Origin of the sequence: Microvirga zambiensis WSM3693 (genome assembly GCF_016735695.1) — a bacterium.
In the GTDB taxonomy this organism is placed as follows: domain Bacteria; phylum Pseudomonadota; class Alphaproteobacteria; order Rhizobiales; family Beijerinckiaceae; genus Microvirga; species Microvirga zambiensis.
In genome coordinates this window covers 212,853-229,406 of the sequence record NZ_JAERQD010000002.1, presented here as the reverse complement: position 1 = coordinate 229,406, position 16,554 = coordinate 212,853, and the positions used below count along the sequence as shown (strand labels likewise).

Here is a 16,554-nt window from a genome sequence, read left to right as displayed (position 1 = left end):
CGCACGTCAACAAGGGGAAGGCCATGCCCATCAAAGCGACACCGACACCGGGCTCGACGCTCATCAATCCTGACGATCACGTTCTGATTCTCATCGATTTCCAGTCGCAGATGGCCTTTGCAACGAAGTCCATCGACGCCGTCGCGCTGCGCAACAATGCTGCGCTGATCTCCCATGCGGCGGCCGGATTCGGCGTTTCCACTATTCTCACCACCGTGGCGGAGAAGAGTTTTTCCGGGCCGATGTTCAGCGAGATCACCGAACCGTTCCCGCAGCAGGCACTGCTCGACCGCACCTCGATGAACACCTGGGAAGACGCCGCCGTGATCGAGCGCGTCAATGCCATCGGCAAGGGCAGGATCGTTCTCGCCGGCCTCTGGACTTCCGTCTGCATCGTCGGCCCGGCCCTGTCGGCCCTCGATCAGGGCTTCGAAGTCTATGTCGTCACCGATGCCTGCGGCGATGTCTCGGAAGAAGCACATGAGCGCGCCGTCGAACGGATGATCCAGGCTGGCGTGCGCCCGATGACGTCGCTGCAATACCTGCTCGAACTCCAGCGCGATTGGGCGCGGGCCGAGACCTACGATCTCACCACCGGCATCGCCAAGAAATACGGCGGCGCCTACGGTCTCGGCATCATCTATGCCAAGACCATGTTCGGCGCCAGCGAAGGCGGGCACGCACAGGCGGCCGAATGAATGCCCGGTTCGGCAGCGGACAGGACACGTCCGCTGCCGAACGCCTGCTTTCCATCCCGGCACATGCTGCGCAGGAGACCGACCATGGCGAGCACACCTGACCGGCGGAGCATTGTCGGCGGGCTCGGCGCCTTGGCAGGAGGCCTCGTCTTTCCCGATTATCCGAAGGCACAAGCGATGAACGAACCGGCGGATCTGATTCTCTACAACGGCAGGATCACGACCCTGAACCGGCAGCAGCCGGAGGCCTCGTCGGTTGCCATCCGCGACGGCCGCTTCATCGCGGTCGGGACCGAGCAGGAGGTCATGCAGCTTGCCGGGCCCGAGACCCGCCGCATCGATCTCGAAGGACGGCGCGCCATTCCCGGTCTGATCGACAGCCACATGCATATCATCCGCGGCGGGCTCAACTACAACATGGAGCTGCGCTGGGACGGCGTACGCTCGCTCGCAGACGCCATGCGCATGCTGAAGGAACAGGTCGACCGCACGCCGGCACCGCAATGGGTGCGCGTGGTCGGCGGCTTTTCCGAGCATCAATTCGCGGAAAAGCGCTTGCCCTCCCTCGACGAGATCAATGCGGTCGCTCCAGATACGCCGGTCTTCATCCTGCACCTTTACGATCGCGCGCTGCTGAACGGCGCTGCCCTGCGTGCGGTAGGCTACACCAGGGACACGCCGAATCCACCCGGCGGCGAGATCCAGCGCGATGCGGCGGGCAATCCCACGGGCCTGCTGATCGCCCGGCCCAATGCCACGATCCTCTACGCGACGCTTGCGAAAGGCCCCAAGCTTCCGCCCGAATACCAGAAGAATTCGTCGCGCCATTTCATGCGCGAGGTCAACCGGCTCGGCGTCACCGGCGTGATCGATGCCGGCGGCGGATTCCAGAACTATCCGGACGATTACACGATCATCGAGGAGCTGCACCGGGAGGGGCATCTGACCGTGCGCCTCGCCTATAACCTGTTCACCCAGAAGCCGAAGGAGGAGCTCAAGGATTTCGAGACCTGGGCAAAGCAGGTCAGGCCGGGCCAGGGCGACGATCTCTACCGCCACAACGGCGCCGGTGAGATGCTGGTCTACACGGCCGCCGATTTCGAGGACTTCAAGGTCGAGCGGCCGGAGATGCCGCCTTCCATGGAAGGCGATCTCGAGCCCGTCGTGCGCCTGCTCGCCGAGAACCGCTGGCCTTGGCGGATGCATGCCACCTACAACGAGACCATCACCCGCGCGCTCGACGTGTTCGAGACGGTGAACCGGGATGTGCCCTTCGACGGCCTGCATTGGTTCATCGACCATGCCGAGACCATCGACGAGCGCAATATCGACCGCATCGCGGCTCTCGGCGGCGGCATCGCGGTCCAGCATCGCATGGCCTATCAGGGCGAGGATTTCGTCGCCCGCTACGGCAGCCGCGCCGCCGAACGGACTCCGCCGGTCCGGCGCATGCTGGAGGCCGGCGTGCCGGTGGGTGCCGGCACGGATGCGACCCGCGTCGCCTCCTACAACCCTTGGGTCTCGCTCTCGTGGCTCGTCACCGGCAGGACCGTCGGCGGATTGGCGCTCTACCCTGCCGCAAACCGTCTCGACCGCGAAAGCGCCCTGCGCCTATGGACGGAGGCCAACACCTGGTTCTCGACGGAGCAAGGCAAGAAGGGCCAGATCAAAGTCGGGCAGTTCGCCGACCTCGCCGTGCTCTCCGACGATTACTTTGCCGTCCCCGAAGACCGGATCCAGGACATCACCGCGGTTCTCACGCTGCTCGGCGGCAAGCCGGTTCATGGCGATGGCGCGTTCAAGAACCTCGCGCCGCCCCTGCCCCCGCCCATGCCCGACTGGTCGCCTGTCTCCCGCTTTGGCGGCTACCGGCAGAGAGCAGAGGCAGACGAACGGCAGAAATACGCCTTCGCGGCAGCGGCCTGTGGCTGCGCCAGTGCCTGCGGCGTCCATGGCCATGCCCATGCGGGTGCCTGGGGCAGCAGCCTGCCGGCATCGGATGCACGAAGCTTCTGGGGCGCCCTCGGCTGCTCCTGCTGGGCGTTCTGAGGGAGGCTGGCATGAGCGGCGTGGCTGAGACGGCATCGCCTCCCCCATCGGGCACCTTCACGCCTCTCCGCCACCGCCTGTTCGCGGTGCTCTGGGCCGCGACCGTTCTCGGCAATATCGGCACCTTCATGCGCGATGTGGCATCCGCCTGGATCGCGACGGAAATTTCGTCGTCGCCGGCGGCGGTCGCCATGATTCAGGTTGCTGGCACATTGCCGGTCTTCCTATTGGCAATTCCTGCCGGCGTTCTATCAGATATCCTCGACCGCCGCCGGTATCTCATCGGCATTCAGATCGCGCTCGGATGTGTCAGCTCGCTCCTGGCCCTTCTCGTCTTGACCGGCGGCATCTCCATCGAGAGCCTCGTCGCCCTCACCTTCCTAGGCGGCATCGGCGCCGCATTGGCGACGCCCGCGTGGCAGGCGATCACTCCGGAACTCGTGCCGCGATCCGACCTGAAGGGCGCCATCGCGCTCAATTCACTGGGTATCAACATTGCCCGCTCCATCGGGCCGGCTCTCGGCGGCTTTCTGCTCGCCGCGCTTGGCGCTGCAGCTGTCTATGGCATCGACGTTCTCACCTATGTCGTCGTGAGCTTCGCTCTCCTGTGGTGGCGCCGTGCAGCCGATGCCGATGACGGTCTGCGGGAGCAGTTCGGGGGCGCGCTCCGCGCCGGCCTGCGCTATGCCCGCGCCAGCAGCGATCTTCACCGCATCCTGTGGCGGGCCGTTGTATTCTTCGCCTTCGCCAGCGCCGTCTGGGCTCTCCTGCCCATCGTGGCGCGGCAGGAAATCGGCGGCGGCCCGGGCTTCTATGGCCTCATGCTCGGCAGCGTCGGCGCAGGCGCCATCGCCGGCGCGATCCTGATGCCGCGCGTGCGGGCGAGGCTCGGACAGGATGGTCTCGTCCTCGCCGCAACGCTCCTGACCGCCGCATCGACGACCCTGCTCGCCCTCACGAACTCGGCCATCCTCGGAATCGCATCGACATTCGCCCTGGGCATCGCGTGGATCGCGATGCTGACCACTCTCAACAGCACCATGCAGGCCATCCTGCCGAACTGGATCAGAGGCCGCGGCCTCGCGATCTACCTCACCGCCTTCAATGGCGCGATGGCGGCCGGCAGTCTCGGCTGGGGTCTTCTCGCTCAGGAGATCGGGGTCGACATGACCCTGGTTGCCGCCGGCCTCGGCCTCGCCGTCGTCGGCGTGCTGGCCCATCGTGCGCCCCTGCCGAGCGGGGAAGGCGATCTGACGCCCTCGATGCACTGGCCGGAGCCTGCCGTGTCCGAGCCGGTGGCGCATGATCGCGGGCCGGTCATGGTGATGGTGACCTATCGGATCCAACCATCCGACAGAGAGGCCTTCCTCACGCTTCTCAAGCGTCTCTCTGAGGAGCGCCGGCGCGATGGCGCCTATGCCTGGGGCGTGTCGGAGGATGCGGCGGATCCGGAGCACATCGTCGAATGGTTTTTCGTCGAGTCCTGGGCGGAGCATCTGCGCCAGCACCGGCGCATCTCGAAAGCAGATGCGGATATCCAGGCCGAGACGCGGCGCTTCCACCGCGGCGATGAGCCTCCCGCTGTCCAGCACTTCCTGGCCCTTGCCCCACGCCGCGACAGTTAATTTGCAATAATGCAATTTAAGTGATGCGATCATCACCGTTGAATTGCACAACGGAAAAGATCAGGTTCTGCCCAAGCGGACCACAGGGGTCCCGGAGACAAAACCATGATCGACACCCGTCTTGCTCCTTACGGCGCCTTCGCCATCCGTGCGGCTCTGGGCGTCATGTTCATCGCCCACGCCTATCTGAAGATCGCCGTGTTCACCGTTCCCGGCTTTGCCGGCTTCCTGACGCAGACCGGCTTTCCCGCCTTCCTCGCCTGGCCGATCATCCTGGCCGAGCTGATCGGCGGCATCGCCATCCTGCTGGGGGTCTATGGCCGTGCCGTATCCGTGGCGCTGCTGCCGGTTCTGCTCGGCGCCGTTATGGTGCATGCCCCGAACGGCTGGCTGTTCAACGCTCCCAATGGCGGCTGGGAATATCCCGCCTTCCTGGCGGTGGCGGCCATCGCTCATGTGCTGATCGGCGACGGCGCCTGGGCTTTGAAGCCCCTCGCGTCTTCCATCCAGCCTGCCGTCTCGCTGCGGCCGCGGGTCGGCTAAATTTCGTACAATCTCAGAAATGGCCGCGCCTCGCGCGGCCATTTCCGTTTTAGCGAAACCGATCCCAGACCAAAGCCGCGAGAGGCATGACGTGGTTTCGCCTCAGGGCGATGATCAGGACGCCACACAGCGCGATGCTCGTGCCGAGAGCCATGCGGCCATCGAACTGATCTCCCGTCACCAGAATGCCCAGGACGACAGTCAGCAAGGGATTCATGATGGTAAGGGGTGCGATCAGGTTGGCAGGGTACTTGCCGATAAGGCCGTAATAGATCGAGTGGGCGATCAGCGACACGATCAGGGCGGAAAACAGCAGGGCCGCCACGAAGGTCCATCCCGCCTCCGTCGCCTTCGATATCTGTCCCGTCTCGAGACTCAGGGTCAAAGCGGTCAGGGGCACGACGGAGGCCATCCCGATCCAGGCCTGGAACTGCAGCGGGCGGACGCCGCCGATCTGCTTCATCATCACCGCCGCGAGCGAGCCCGTGAGCGCGGAGCCGAGGATGAGGATCAGCCCGAGCGAGAGCGGGAAGCCGCTGCCCGGATCCCACATCACGATCACGCCTCCGATGAAGGTCAGCACGATTCCGAGGCCGCGCCGCCAGAAGATTTTCTCTCCCAGCATGAAGACCGACAGAAGCGTGGTCATCGGAAGCCCGAGCTGGCTCACGACGGCCGCCGTCGACGGACTCGCCGTCTTGATCCCGAGGAAGAACAGGGCAAAGCCGCCGCCGCCCATCAGGAACCCGACGACGAGGATGCGCCAGCGCGGCCTCGGGGCAGGCAACAGCCAGGGAATTGCGAGGAGCGCCACGATTCCGAAGCGGATGGCCGCATAGAACAGCGGCGGGATTTCCAGATCCGACACGACGAGCTTGCTGACGACGGTATGCGCCGCCCAGACAAAGCAGACCAGAATCATCAGAAGGAAATCGCGGAGGGCCATCGCTCTCCCGATTACTGCAACTTTGCAGCGAGTCGCAAATACCGGAACCGGAGGTCTGGTATGACACCCATGCCGCCGGTCGCCGGCCCTTGTTCATGTACCGTTAGGAAAGAATCGGAGCGCGCCCCGCTCCGACTCCTTGGAAAACGATCACTCTTCGCGGAAGGCTCTCGCCATGTTGTCCGCGACCGGCTTGGTCAGGTAGGAGAACACGGTGCGATAGCCGGTCTGGATCAGGCCCTCGACGGGCATGCCCGGAACGAGCTTCACGGCGCCGAGTCGGTCCCGTTCGCCCGCGGCGAAGGCCACGCGCACCGGGTAGTACTGAACGCCCGAGCGCTGATCGGTCACGAGGTCGGCCGCGATCAGGCTCACCCGCCCCTTCAGTTCCGGCGTCGTGCGCTGGTTGAAGGCCGACAGGCGCAGCACCGCGTCCAGACCCGGCTGCAGCTGGTCGATATCCTGCGGCAGGACCTTCACCTCGATCGAGAGCTCGTCGGATTCTGGCACGATCATCATCAGTGGCTCGCCCGCATTGATGACGCCGCCGACCGTGTGTACGATCGACTGGTGCACGAGGCCGTCCTGCGGCGCGCGGATGTCGATCCGCTTCAGCTGGTCCTCGGCCGCGACCCGGCGTTCCACAAGCTCGGCGACCCGCCCCTGGACCTCGCGCAGCTCCTTCGAGACCTCGCTTCTGAGATCCTGGTCGATCTGCATGACCTGCAGCTCGGTCTCGCTGATCTTGCCCTTGGCCTGGGCCACGTTCGAGATCAGCTGCCCGCGCTCGCCGCGCAGCCGCGTCTCCTCGCGCCTGAGCGCGGTGACGCGGGTGATCGGCACGAGGTTCTTCTTCCACAGCTGCTCGACCCCGGTCAGCTCATCCTGGATCAGCTGGATCTCGTCGCCCTTCGCCGAGGCCTGGAGCTTGAGGCCGTCGATCTGCTCCTGCAGCTGCGCGATGCGCTCCTTGAGCTGCGCCTTCTGGCCGGCCCGCGCCTCGCGGCGGGTCTCGAAGAGATGGCGCTCGCCGCCGACCAGACCGGCGAGCTCCGGCTCGGCGAGACGGCCGGTCAGGGCCGGCGGGAACGACACCTGATCCCGGCCGTCGCGCTCGGCCTCGAGCCGGCCCTGGCGCGCGGCGAGCTCGTCGAGGCTCTTGGCCACCATCGCCAGGTTCGCCCGGGCGACCGTCTCGTCGAGGCGGATCACGATGTCGCCGGCCCGGACGCGGTCGCCGTCGCGGGCAAGGATGTCGCCGACGACGCCGCCGGTCGGGTGCTGCACCTTCTTGACGTGGCTGTCCACCACGACGGCGCCGGGCGCGACGACCGCGCCGGACAGTTCGGTGATCGCCGACCAGCCGCCGAGACCGACGACGAGGAAGAGAGCGGCGGACAGGCCGAGCCGAGTGTGGCGGCGGATCGAGGAGCGGGCGCTCATGCTCTGTTCGGTCTTCATGATGCAACTCCCAGATCTTCAACCACCTTCAGAGGCGTGACCGCCGCATTGCGCGCCGGCACCGGCCGCAGCACCTTGCTCAGAACCTCGTCCTTGGGACCGAAGCTCTGCATGCGTCCGTCGCCCATCACCAGCACCAGATCGACGCCGGCAAGGGCGCTCGGCCGATGCGCGATCACCACGACGATGCCGCCGCGGGCCCGCACATTCATGATCGCGGCGGTGAGCGCCTGCTCACCCTCGTTGTCGAGGTTCGAGTTCGGCTCGTCGAGCACCACGAGGAACGGCTCGCCGTAGAGCGCGCGGGCCAGGGCGATGCGCTGGCGCTGGCCACCGGACAAAGCCGCTCCGGCCTCGCCGACCTGAGTCTCGTAGCCGTCCGGCAGCTGCAGGATCATCTCATGGACATTCGCTGCCCGGGCGGCCGCGATCACCGCCTCGGCCTTCGGCTGCGGCTCGAAGCGGGCGATGTTCTGCGCCACCGTTCCGGCGAACAATTCGACATCCTGCGGCAGGTAGCCGATGTGCCGGCCGAGATCCTCGGGCAGCCATTGCTCGATCGCCGCGCCGTCGAAGCGCACCTTGCCGCGCCAGGTCGGCCACACGCCGACGAGCATGCGGGCAAGCGAGGACTTGCCGGAGGCGCTCGGGCCGATGATACCGACGCCGCTGCCGGCCTTCAGCTCGAAGGCGACATCCTGGATGACGAACTTCTGGGCGCCGGGCGCGCCGACGCCGGCATTCTCGACGGAGAGAACAGCCTGCGGTGTCGGCAGCTTCAGCGGCTCGTCGCCGCGGGCCTTGCCGTCGAGCAGCGTCGTCAGGCGGGCCCAGCCCTGACGGGCGGAGACGAAGCCCTTCCAGTTGCCGATCGCGAGCTCCACGGGAGCGAGAGCGCGTGAGGTCAGGATCGAGGAGGCAATCATGATGCCGCCCGTGGCCTGGCCGTCGATGACGAGATAGGCACCGACCGCGAGCACGGTCGATTGCAGCAGCATGCGCAGCACTTTCGAGATGGCGCCGAAGCCGCCCGACACGTCCGAGGCCTTCTGCTGGAACGCCAGGTAGCGGGCATTGGCATCGCCCCAGCGCGTGCCGATGCGCTGCGCCATGCCCATGGCATGAACCACTTCCGCATTGCGGCGCGCGCCCTCGGAGATGCCGTTGCGGGTCAGCGCCGCGCCGACGGCGGATTTGGAGGCCTCGCGCGTCATGAATTCGGTGAGGATGGTGATCGTCACGAGGATGAGCCCGCCGCCGAGCGCGACGATGCCGAGCCAGGGATGGAAGGCGAAGCACATGAACAGGTAGAGCGGCATCCACGGCAGATCGAACAGAGCCGAGGGACCGCCGCCGGCGAGAAAGGCGCGGATCTGATCGAGATCGCGCAGCGGCTGCTGGCCGTCGCCCTCGACACGGCCGTCGATCGGCGCGCGCAGCTGGCCCTGGAAGATCTGCTGGCTCAGGTCCTCGTCGAGCGCCGCGCCGACGCGGGCGAAGATGCGGCCGCGCAAGGTGTCGAACAGGCCCTGGAACAGGTAGAGCACGACGATGATGACGGAGAGGCCGACCAGCGTCGGAATGCTTCGGCTCGGCAGCACCCGGTCATAGACCTCCATCATGAAGATCGAACCGGAGAGATAGAGCAGGTTGATCAGGCCGCTGAGCACGGCGACGCCGAGGAGCGCACCGCGACAGGAGGCCATGATGCTGAAGCTTTTGTTGAGGGAGCGGGCCATGGACGTTGCCTCGAAGGAGTGCGGCGCCTCTGGTGAGCGCCGCGTTTCTGCTGTCTGGGATCCCGCCGGGAGCAAGGGGGAATGCTCCCGGCGGGCCATCCAATCTCAAGTCAACCGCATCAGAAGATGAAGTCTGCGTTGTCGAGATCGGATACGTTGACGCCCTTGAGGACGAGGATGTCGGTGCCGTGCTCGATGACGGTGTCGTTGTCGACCTGCATGACGCGGAGATCCGCCATGCTGTCCACTCCGGCAAGCCGGCTCGCGTCGATCCGGTCGTGATCGGCCCGGAAGTCCGTCACCACGTCGCGGCCGCCGCCCTTCTGGAAGACGAAGGTGTCCTCGCCGGTACCGCCCGAGAGGGTGTCGTTGCCGGCACCGCCCTTGAGCACGTCATTGCCGCCACCGCCGGAGAGACGATCATCGCCGGAACCACCCGCCAGCTTGTCATTGCCGGCGTTCCCATAGAGACGATCGTTGCCGTTGCCGCCGTCGAGGTTGTCGTTGCCGCGACCGCCCTCCAGTCGGTCGTCGCCCGCCCCGCCTGAGAGACGGTCATCGCCCGCCCCACCGGAGAGCTTGTCGTGGCCCTTGCCGCCATCGAGGCGGTCATTGCCGGCGCCGCCGTCGAGACGGTCATTGCCATCGCCACCCTTGAGCGTGTCGTTGCCGGATCCGCCCAGGAGCTTGTCGTGGCCGCGTCCACCATCCATCCGGTCGTTGCCGTCGCCGCCGCGCAGCGTCTCGCTGCGGCCATTGCCGGTGAGGACGAGATTGGCCGGCGAGACCGGGCCGGAATTGGCCGGCGGGATCGGATCGGCCGGGGTGACCGGGTCGACCGGGGTCACCGGACCGGGCTCCACGGGATCCACCGGATCCGTCGGCTGCTGCGGCTCCTCGGGGACCTGGAGGTCCGGCCGGCCGCCCTCACACTTGAAGGTCACCTTGTGGGTGCCGCAGGTGATGGTGGTGGTGCCGTCCTCGTTGTCCTCCCACTCGTATTCCTCGACCGTGCGGCCGGGCTCGAGCTCGATCACGTCCTGAGGCCGCAGCGTGCCGACGATGGTGTCATTGCCGCCGCGAGAGCGGAACACGATCCGGTGCGCCGAGGTCAGATGCGAGATGTCGACCGTGTCATCACCCGCATCGCCATCGATGGTGATGGTGCTGAGGGCAAGGCTCGTCTGATCGAAGTTGCCGAAGATCCTGACGGTATCGCCGGGACCGGCACCGCCGGGGACGGGATCGGTCGTCTGCGTGCCAATGCGGATCTCCTCGATGTTGTCGAGCTCGGCGATGATGGTCGCCGGCCCCTCAGTACCGTTGGTGACGACGGCACGGGTGATGACGATCTCCGTGTCGCCCCTCAGATCGGTGAAGCCGGCAGCGACGGCTGCGGCATAGGTATAGACGCTGTAGACTTCGTTCTGACCCTGACGGGTGTTCACGTCGAAGGTGTCCGTTCCCGCCTGACCGTCGACATAGTCCCGTCCGTCGGTGTTGCCGTTGGCGTTGGCATTCCACACGATGGTGTCGTTGCCGGCGCCGGCGAGGACGATGTCGTTGCCCGTGCCGCCGTCGAAGGTGCTTGCAGAGCCGTCGCCGACCAGGATGTTGTTGCCCGTCGTGCCTTCGATCGGGTTGGTGTCGCGGGTGACCGTGACATTGGCCGTGTCAGTGCGGACCGGGCTGCCGCCGTCGCTGACGGTGTAGGTGAAGGAGCCGCCGGCCGTTCCCGTATCCGTGAAGGTCACGGAGCCGGGGTTGGTGGTCAGCGACAGGCTGCCGAGGCCATTGGCATTGCTGAGACCAGTGATATCCAGAGTCGGCCCATCGGCATCGGTGTCGTTCGCGAGCAGCACCCATTCCGGGATCACGATCGAACCGGTCGTGATGTTGGTGATGATGCCGTCATTGCCCGCGTTCGGAGCATCGTTGACCGAGACCACGTTGACGGTGGTGACGGCGACGTTGCTGTCCATGAAACCGTCGTTCACCGTCACATGGAGGACGCGGTCGACCGTGCTCGGATTCTGCGACGTGCTGGTGAATTCGACCTGCTGAAGGGCGGATTGCCACTGGGCGATCGTGCCGGTCCCGGTCAGATTGACGATGATCTGGCCCGGCACCGAACGGTCGATCGCGCTGTCGATATTGCCCGGCAGGTTGTTCGGGATATCGAAGTCGTCGCCGTCCTGAGCGTTGGTGAGCACGATCCGGGCCGAGACGATCTCGCCGCTATCCTCGACGATCAGCGGATTGACGGCGATGTCCTGATCGGCACCGTCTTCCGTATAGGTCGTCTCGTAGTTCACGACGGGTGGAGCGGTCGGGAACTCGATGGAGAGATTGTCGATGATGACGATCTCGTTGGTGTTGTCCATCGCACTGCCGACGAACCGGATCTTGGCATTGGCGGCGAACGGTCCGCTCAGCACGTGCTCGTAATCCACCGCGCCGCCGTTGCCGGTGATCTCGTTGAGCGACACGAAGTTCACGCCGTCGGCGGCGAACTCGACCCGGACATACTCACCCGCATCGAGGTTGTCGGGATTGGCCGAGTAGCGGATGGTCGCAGTCGAGCGGCCCGACAGGTCGACGTCACGGGTGATCGTGGCGCCGTCGCTGGTGGCACCGCCCACGAAGCGCAGCTGGTTGGTGGTGAAGAAGATGAGCTGCGTCTCGTCGATGCGGATCTGACCGCCTGTGACTGTGTTGCCGGTGGTCGTATCGCCGCTCTCGACCCAGTCCGGCCCCCAGTTGACGGTGCCGTTGGAGTTGCCCCAGCTCGCCGTCTCGAAGTTGTCCGCATAGCGACCAACCGTCGGGCCCTGCAGATAAAGCTGAGGAGGCGTGAGTTCCACATCCCCGTCGGCAAAGCGCAAGACCTCGATGTTCCAGAGCTTGTCCGTGCCGTCGGAGATCAGGTTTGCGCCATCCGGGAGGTTGTTGGGATCGAAACCGGTATGAGACACCAGGATCGAGCCATCGCTGTCGCGGGTGATCGTGTACTCGTCGCGATTGCCGGAGAACACGGCGACGTCCTTGTCGCCCACACCGTCGTCCTTGACGACCTCGCGGACGATGGAGAGCTGGCCCGGGTTGAGGGTGCGATCGAGCATCAGGGCATCGAGCGTCTTGCCGCCGAATTGAGCCACGGCTCCGGCCCTGACCACGCCCTCCACGAAGTCGCTCGCCAGATACACCTTGCCCGCCATGCTCTCGGCGCTGTAGATGCCCCCGTTCGCATCGATCCGGATGCGGACGTTCAGCCAGCTGTCGCCGTCGATCACGTCGTTACCGCCGCGACCTTCGATGATGTCGGTGCCGCCGCCGCCGAGCAGGATGTTGCCGTCGTCGAAGGCGATCTGAGCCTCGCGGTCACCTGCCGCCGGCGCACTGACCCAGCTGCCGAGCAGTTCGCGCATGCCGTCGATGCGATCGACGCCGGCCTGGGTCAGTTCCTGCTTGACCATGGTGGCTTCGGCGCCTGCAAGATCCGGATTGCCTTCGACCTCACCGCCCTCGGCCGGAGCTGCGGAGCCACGATCGTCGCCCTTCAGGACGTCGTTGTGGTTCCAGCCCGACAGGCCTTCGACCTGATCGTAGCGGTTGCGCAGGATATCCTGTTGATCGGTGGTGAAGATCGGGCGCTTGAGATCTGCGTCGGCAGCCTTCGTGGTTCCTTTATGGATGGCCCAGTCGAAGCCCCACATGCCCTCGTTGCGCATGACGCTGTCGCCCTGGACCATGATGTCGTCGCCGGATTCGGCGTCGAAATCATGTTCGTTCTGGCCAGCGAACATCACGTCGTGGCCGATGATCGTGGAGTTGAAGAACAGCTCCGAGTTGTCGCCGGCCGTGGTGTCGAAACCGTTTCCGGCCTCGAGCCAGTCGTCGCCCTCGTTGCCGAGCAGGAAGTCGCCACCCTCGCCGCCGAGGATGAAGTCGTTACCCGTGCCGCCAAACGCCTCTTTGCCGTCGGGGCCGGTGATGATGAAGTCCTGCCCCTGGTTGCCGAAGACCAGTGCGAGGCCGCTGCCGCCATGGATGACGTCGTTGCCTTCCTCACCATGCAGCATGTCGACTTCGCCGATATCCGTGCCGGAATTGGTGATGATGTCGTCACCCTTGCCGCCATGGATCTTGTCGACGCCGTAGCCGGCCTCGATCCTGTCGTCGCCGTCCCTGCCCCAGACCGAGTCGTCGCCGCCGCCGGCCACGATATGGTCCGCGCCATCGGTGCCCTGAATCAGGACGTGGTCGTTGGTGTTGACGCGAATGTACTCCGCGATCCCATCGTTATTGGCGTCGATGCGCTCCACGAGCTTGGAGATCGCCTGGAGGTAGGGATCGTCATGGACCGGATCGGCATGGCCGAAGCGGACCTGCATGTTATGGTCGACATAAAGGACGTGGTCCGGAACCGAGAAGATGTCGCCGGGCACCGCGTAGCCGGTCTCGCCCAGATCGGTGTTGTTCAGCACCATCTTGGCGAAGGAGTTGTTCTCCAGCTCGTTGAGCAGGTTCAGGCCCTGGACGCGCGAGAGGTAGTAGAACCGGTCGCCGTTCTGCAGGTTTTCGAGCTGCAGTTCGAAGACGAACGAGAAGGTGGAGCCCAGCATGCCGCCGAATGCCATCTTCTTCTCGGCGAGGCCGCCGACCCAGAGGTCCACGTCCTCGAGGCCGCCGAGCTTGCCGCCGGCATAGGCACCGGTCGCATTCAGGAAATCGAGACGATCGGTATAGGTCACGCCATTGATGGTGATGCCGTCGGCATCGCTGCCATCGCCGAACACCAGCGCCATGGCCGCATCGCGCTTCGCCTCAGCCGTCGTCGCGGACGTGATCGATGCATGCGTTCCATAGGCGGCGATGAAGTTGACGATGGAGGCAGGGTTCTTGAGATTGAGGGCAAAGTCGGTCCAGCTCGTATAGGGATCGAGCTGAGTATCGCCATTGGCCGCCTCCTTGAACTGGCGGCGCGCCTCGTTGAGCGGCGGGATTCCGGTCTCGCGGCCGCGAGCGATGTTGATGGCGGCAAGGTCGAGTGGAATGCCGACGAGCTGGTTGCGCAGAACGTGAGTGACGAACTCGTCGATCTCGTTGCCGCGCTGCGCCGTCATGCCGCGCACGATGGCGCCGGCGGCGGCGGCGTGATCCATCGTTTCGGATCCGAAGGCCAGCGGATTCAGGAAGGCATCGAACAGCGTCATGCTGCTGTCGGAGCCATCCACATTGATGCGGTCCACCGTTTCGTTCAGCATCGAGTGGCCGAAGCGGTAGATTACGTGGGCGAACTCGGCGAAGATCGCCGGGTCGATGTCCGTCGACGGGTTGAAAACGAAAGCGTCGACGTCCGGCTGCACCTTACGGGCGAATTCCTCGAACACCAGGTGCTGATACTGCATCTCGGTGGTGAAGCGCGCAGCCTGGAACAGGCGCTCGCCGTCCCAGACAAGGCCCGCAGCCGATGTCGGGAAGGTGGTCACGTCGACGGCGAGCCACTCGTTCAGGAAGGCAAGATCGCCCGACTCGAGCGCCTGTGCCTTGATCTGGTCGACCGTGTGGTTGTGCTCCGAGTGGAAGACGTGGTGGACGGCCGAGAGACCGATATTCTCGTTGCCGCGCCCATCGCCCGTGATGTAGTGCGCATCGAGCATCTCGTTATCGTAGAAGCGGTTGGCCGCCAGATATTGCGGATTGCTCGCGCTGATCGGATTTGCGCCGTTGAAGGCCGGATTGGCCGCCACGAACTGCGTGGTCTCCATCAGATAGGTCGGCGCGCCGACATGCGCCGGATTATAGTTCGGGTTCTCGACGAGGGTCACGCCGACACCGATGGCATTGTCGCTGTCCGCGTACATGACTTGGCCGCGATCGTTCACGGTCTTCGCAGCATGAGCGATGTCGTCCAGGAAGGCGTGGCCGGTGCGGATCGCGCCGGTATAGGTGACGCCATTCACCACCGTCGACACGGTCCAGGGATTGACCGGAGCTGCCGGGTTCCCTTCGACCATCACGTCGTCACCGCCGCCGAACTTGCCGTCGGCGCCGAGGCCCAGGATCAGCTGCGGATAGCCGTTCGGGCCGCGGATGAATTCGCCGTAGGCGTCCATCGCGAACATCGGGACATTGCCGACATCGGCATCGGTCAGATCGATGCCGAGCATGGTGCGGGCCTGCTCCTTGACATCGGCCCATGTCGCAAGGCCGCGGTCGCCCTCGAGCAGTCTGCCGGTTGAGACGGGCTTGCCGCTCGCATCAAGCGCGTATTCCCGCAGAAACATCTGGTGCGAGGCATTCGACGTGTAGGTCTGGTTCTGGTCGACGTAAGGCGTCGTCAGGTTCTCGGCATCGGGATCGGTGCGGGTCAGCACCATGAAGTTGGTGCGCGGGCTTGCCGGGTTATACAGTGGATCGTCCGGGCTGAGCGGAATGTAGATCGTGCCGCCTTTCTTGGCGACCAGATCGAGACCGTGATCGAAGAACTGGCCGAACAGCGTGAACCAGGAATTATAGGGAGCGGACAGGCCCTCGTCCGGCGCCACGTTCGGAATCAGGATGCTGTTGCCCTGCATCTCGATTCCGTAGCCTGCGGCAACGGTCTTCGCGTTTTCGAATGCGGCAGGAGCAGCGGATTCCAGCGCATCCGCCGCGGCATCGAGCGCTGCCCACGCGACCGGATCGATGGGCTGGCCGGTGGCGGGGTTCGTCGCGGCATTGGCTGCTGCGCGGGCGATGGCGGCGTCCTTGACCGGTTCGTAGGCCGCGATGATCGCGTTCATCGCGGTCGTCAGCGCAGCGCCGGATAGGCCGGCATGCACGAGACCCGCATAGATGGCAGCGGGATTGCCCAGGGTCTGGTCGACGATCAGGTTGGAGATGAGGCGCGGATCCGCGTCGACGACGCCGCCCGCCTGGCCGTAATTGTTGTTCTGGTCGTTCGGGCCACTGGGAATCGTGTTGTCCGCAGGCACGTAGCCCGGAAACGGCATCGCGTCGTCGTCCTCGTCGCGCCAATACGGATCGGTGATGCGCGGGAACGGCTGGTCGGAGGAACCCCATTGATCGCGGTCGGCCGTGAGATTGTTGTAGCTGCCGTCGACCGTGCGCAGGCCGTAGGGAACGAGCGGATCGCTGATCGCCAGCACTGCGCCGGGTGTTCCGGCCGGTACCACATTGCCGTTTGCATCGATATAGATCTCCGACAGCGGCGTGCCGGCCGAATGCGCCTCGGCAATCTTGATCTGCTTGAGGATGAATTCGAGGTCGTGTTTGACGAGACTTACCATTGTCGTTCCCTCCAAATGACTGCCGCAATGTCGACGGCACCTGGACACATTCTGGGCAGATTGAGGGGGGCTTAACTATACGGGCTGAAGTCCCAGTGGCGGAGGGGGCACCAAGGTCTCGGGCCGACCTCGGACTTTGGTCGGGCTACCGACGATGGTCGCATGAGCCTCGTCGACTTGCCTACGAATGGCTCCCGT

Annotated in this window: 8 protein-coding genes; 4 read left to right on the top strand and 4 right to left on the bottom strand. The window is 65.2% G+C overall.

Annotation, left to right across the window (positions count from 1 at the left end; all coding sequences use genetic code 11):
* Positions 1-23 precede the first annotated feature (23 nt).
* The 4 genes from JKL46_RS03135 to JKL46_RS03120 all read left to right on the top strand — a co-directional run bounded on the left by JKL46_RS03135 (position 24) and on the right by JKL46_RS03120 (position 4,915).
* Positions 24-698, top strand: a complete 675-nt coding sequence (locus JKL46_RS03135; RefSeq protein ID WP_201829950.1) for a hydrolase — start codon at positions 24-26, stop codon at positions 696-698.
* 84 nt (positions 699-782) lie between these two features.
* The gene (locus tag JKL46_RS03130) at positions 783-2,747 is read left to right on the top strand and encodes an amidohydrolase (RefSeq protein ID WP_201829949.1); all 1,965 of its coding nucleotides are present in this window, start codon (positions 783-785) and stop codon (positions 2,745-2,747) included.
* An 11-nt stretch (positions 2,748-2,758) separates the two neighbouring features.
* Positions 2,759-4,372 (top strand): MFS transporter, encoded by a 1,614-nt coding sequence (locus JKL46_RS03125; protein ID WP_201829948.1) that lies wholly within the window; start codon positions 2,759-2,761, stop codon positions 4,370-4,372.
* Between the two features lie 105 nt (positions 4,373-4,477).
* Positions 4,478-4,915, top strand: coding sequence for a DoxX family protein (locus tag JKL46_RS03120; RefSeq protein ID WP_201829947.1), 438 nt, complete (start codon positions 4,478-4,480; stop codon positions 4,913-4,915).
* Positions 4,916-4,964: 49 nt separating this feature from the next.
* Here the strand turns inward: JKL46_RS03120 and JKL46_RS03115 are convergent, their stop codons facing one another.
* The 4 genes from JKL46_RS03115 to JKL46_RS35350 all read right to left on the bottom strand — a co-directional run bounded on the left by JKL46_RS03115 (position 4,965) and on the right by JKL46_RS35350 (position 16,356).
* Positions 4,965-5,861, bottom strand: a complete 897-nt coding sequence (locus JKL46_RS03115; RefSeq protein WP_201829946.1) for a DMT family transporter — start codon at positions 5,859-5,861, stop codon at positions 4,965-4,967.
* 150 nt (positions 5,862-6,011) lie between these two features.
* Positions 6,012-7,322, bottom strand: coding sequence for an HlyD family type I secretion periplasmic adaptor subunit (locus JKL46_RS03110; protein WP_201829945.1), 1,311 nt, complete (start codon positions 7,320-7,322; stop codon positions 6,012-6,014).
* Positions 7,319-9,061, bottom strand: coding sequence for a type I secretion system permease/ATPase (locus JKL46_RS03105; protein ID WP_201829944.1), 1,743 nt, complete (start codon positions 9,059-9,061; stop codon positions 7,319-7,321). The genes JKL46_RS03110 and JKL46_RS03105 overlap by 4 nt, the downstream gene beginning before the upstream one ends.
* A 119-nt stretch (positions 9,062-9,180) precedes the next feature.
* A complete protein-coding gene (locus JKL46_RS35350; RefSeq protein WP_246529106.1) occupies positions 9,181-16,356 on the bottom strand; it encodes a peroxidase family protein in 7,176 nt (2,391 codons plus the stop codon).
* Between the last annotated feature and the right edge of the window lie 198 nt (positions 16,357-16,554).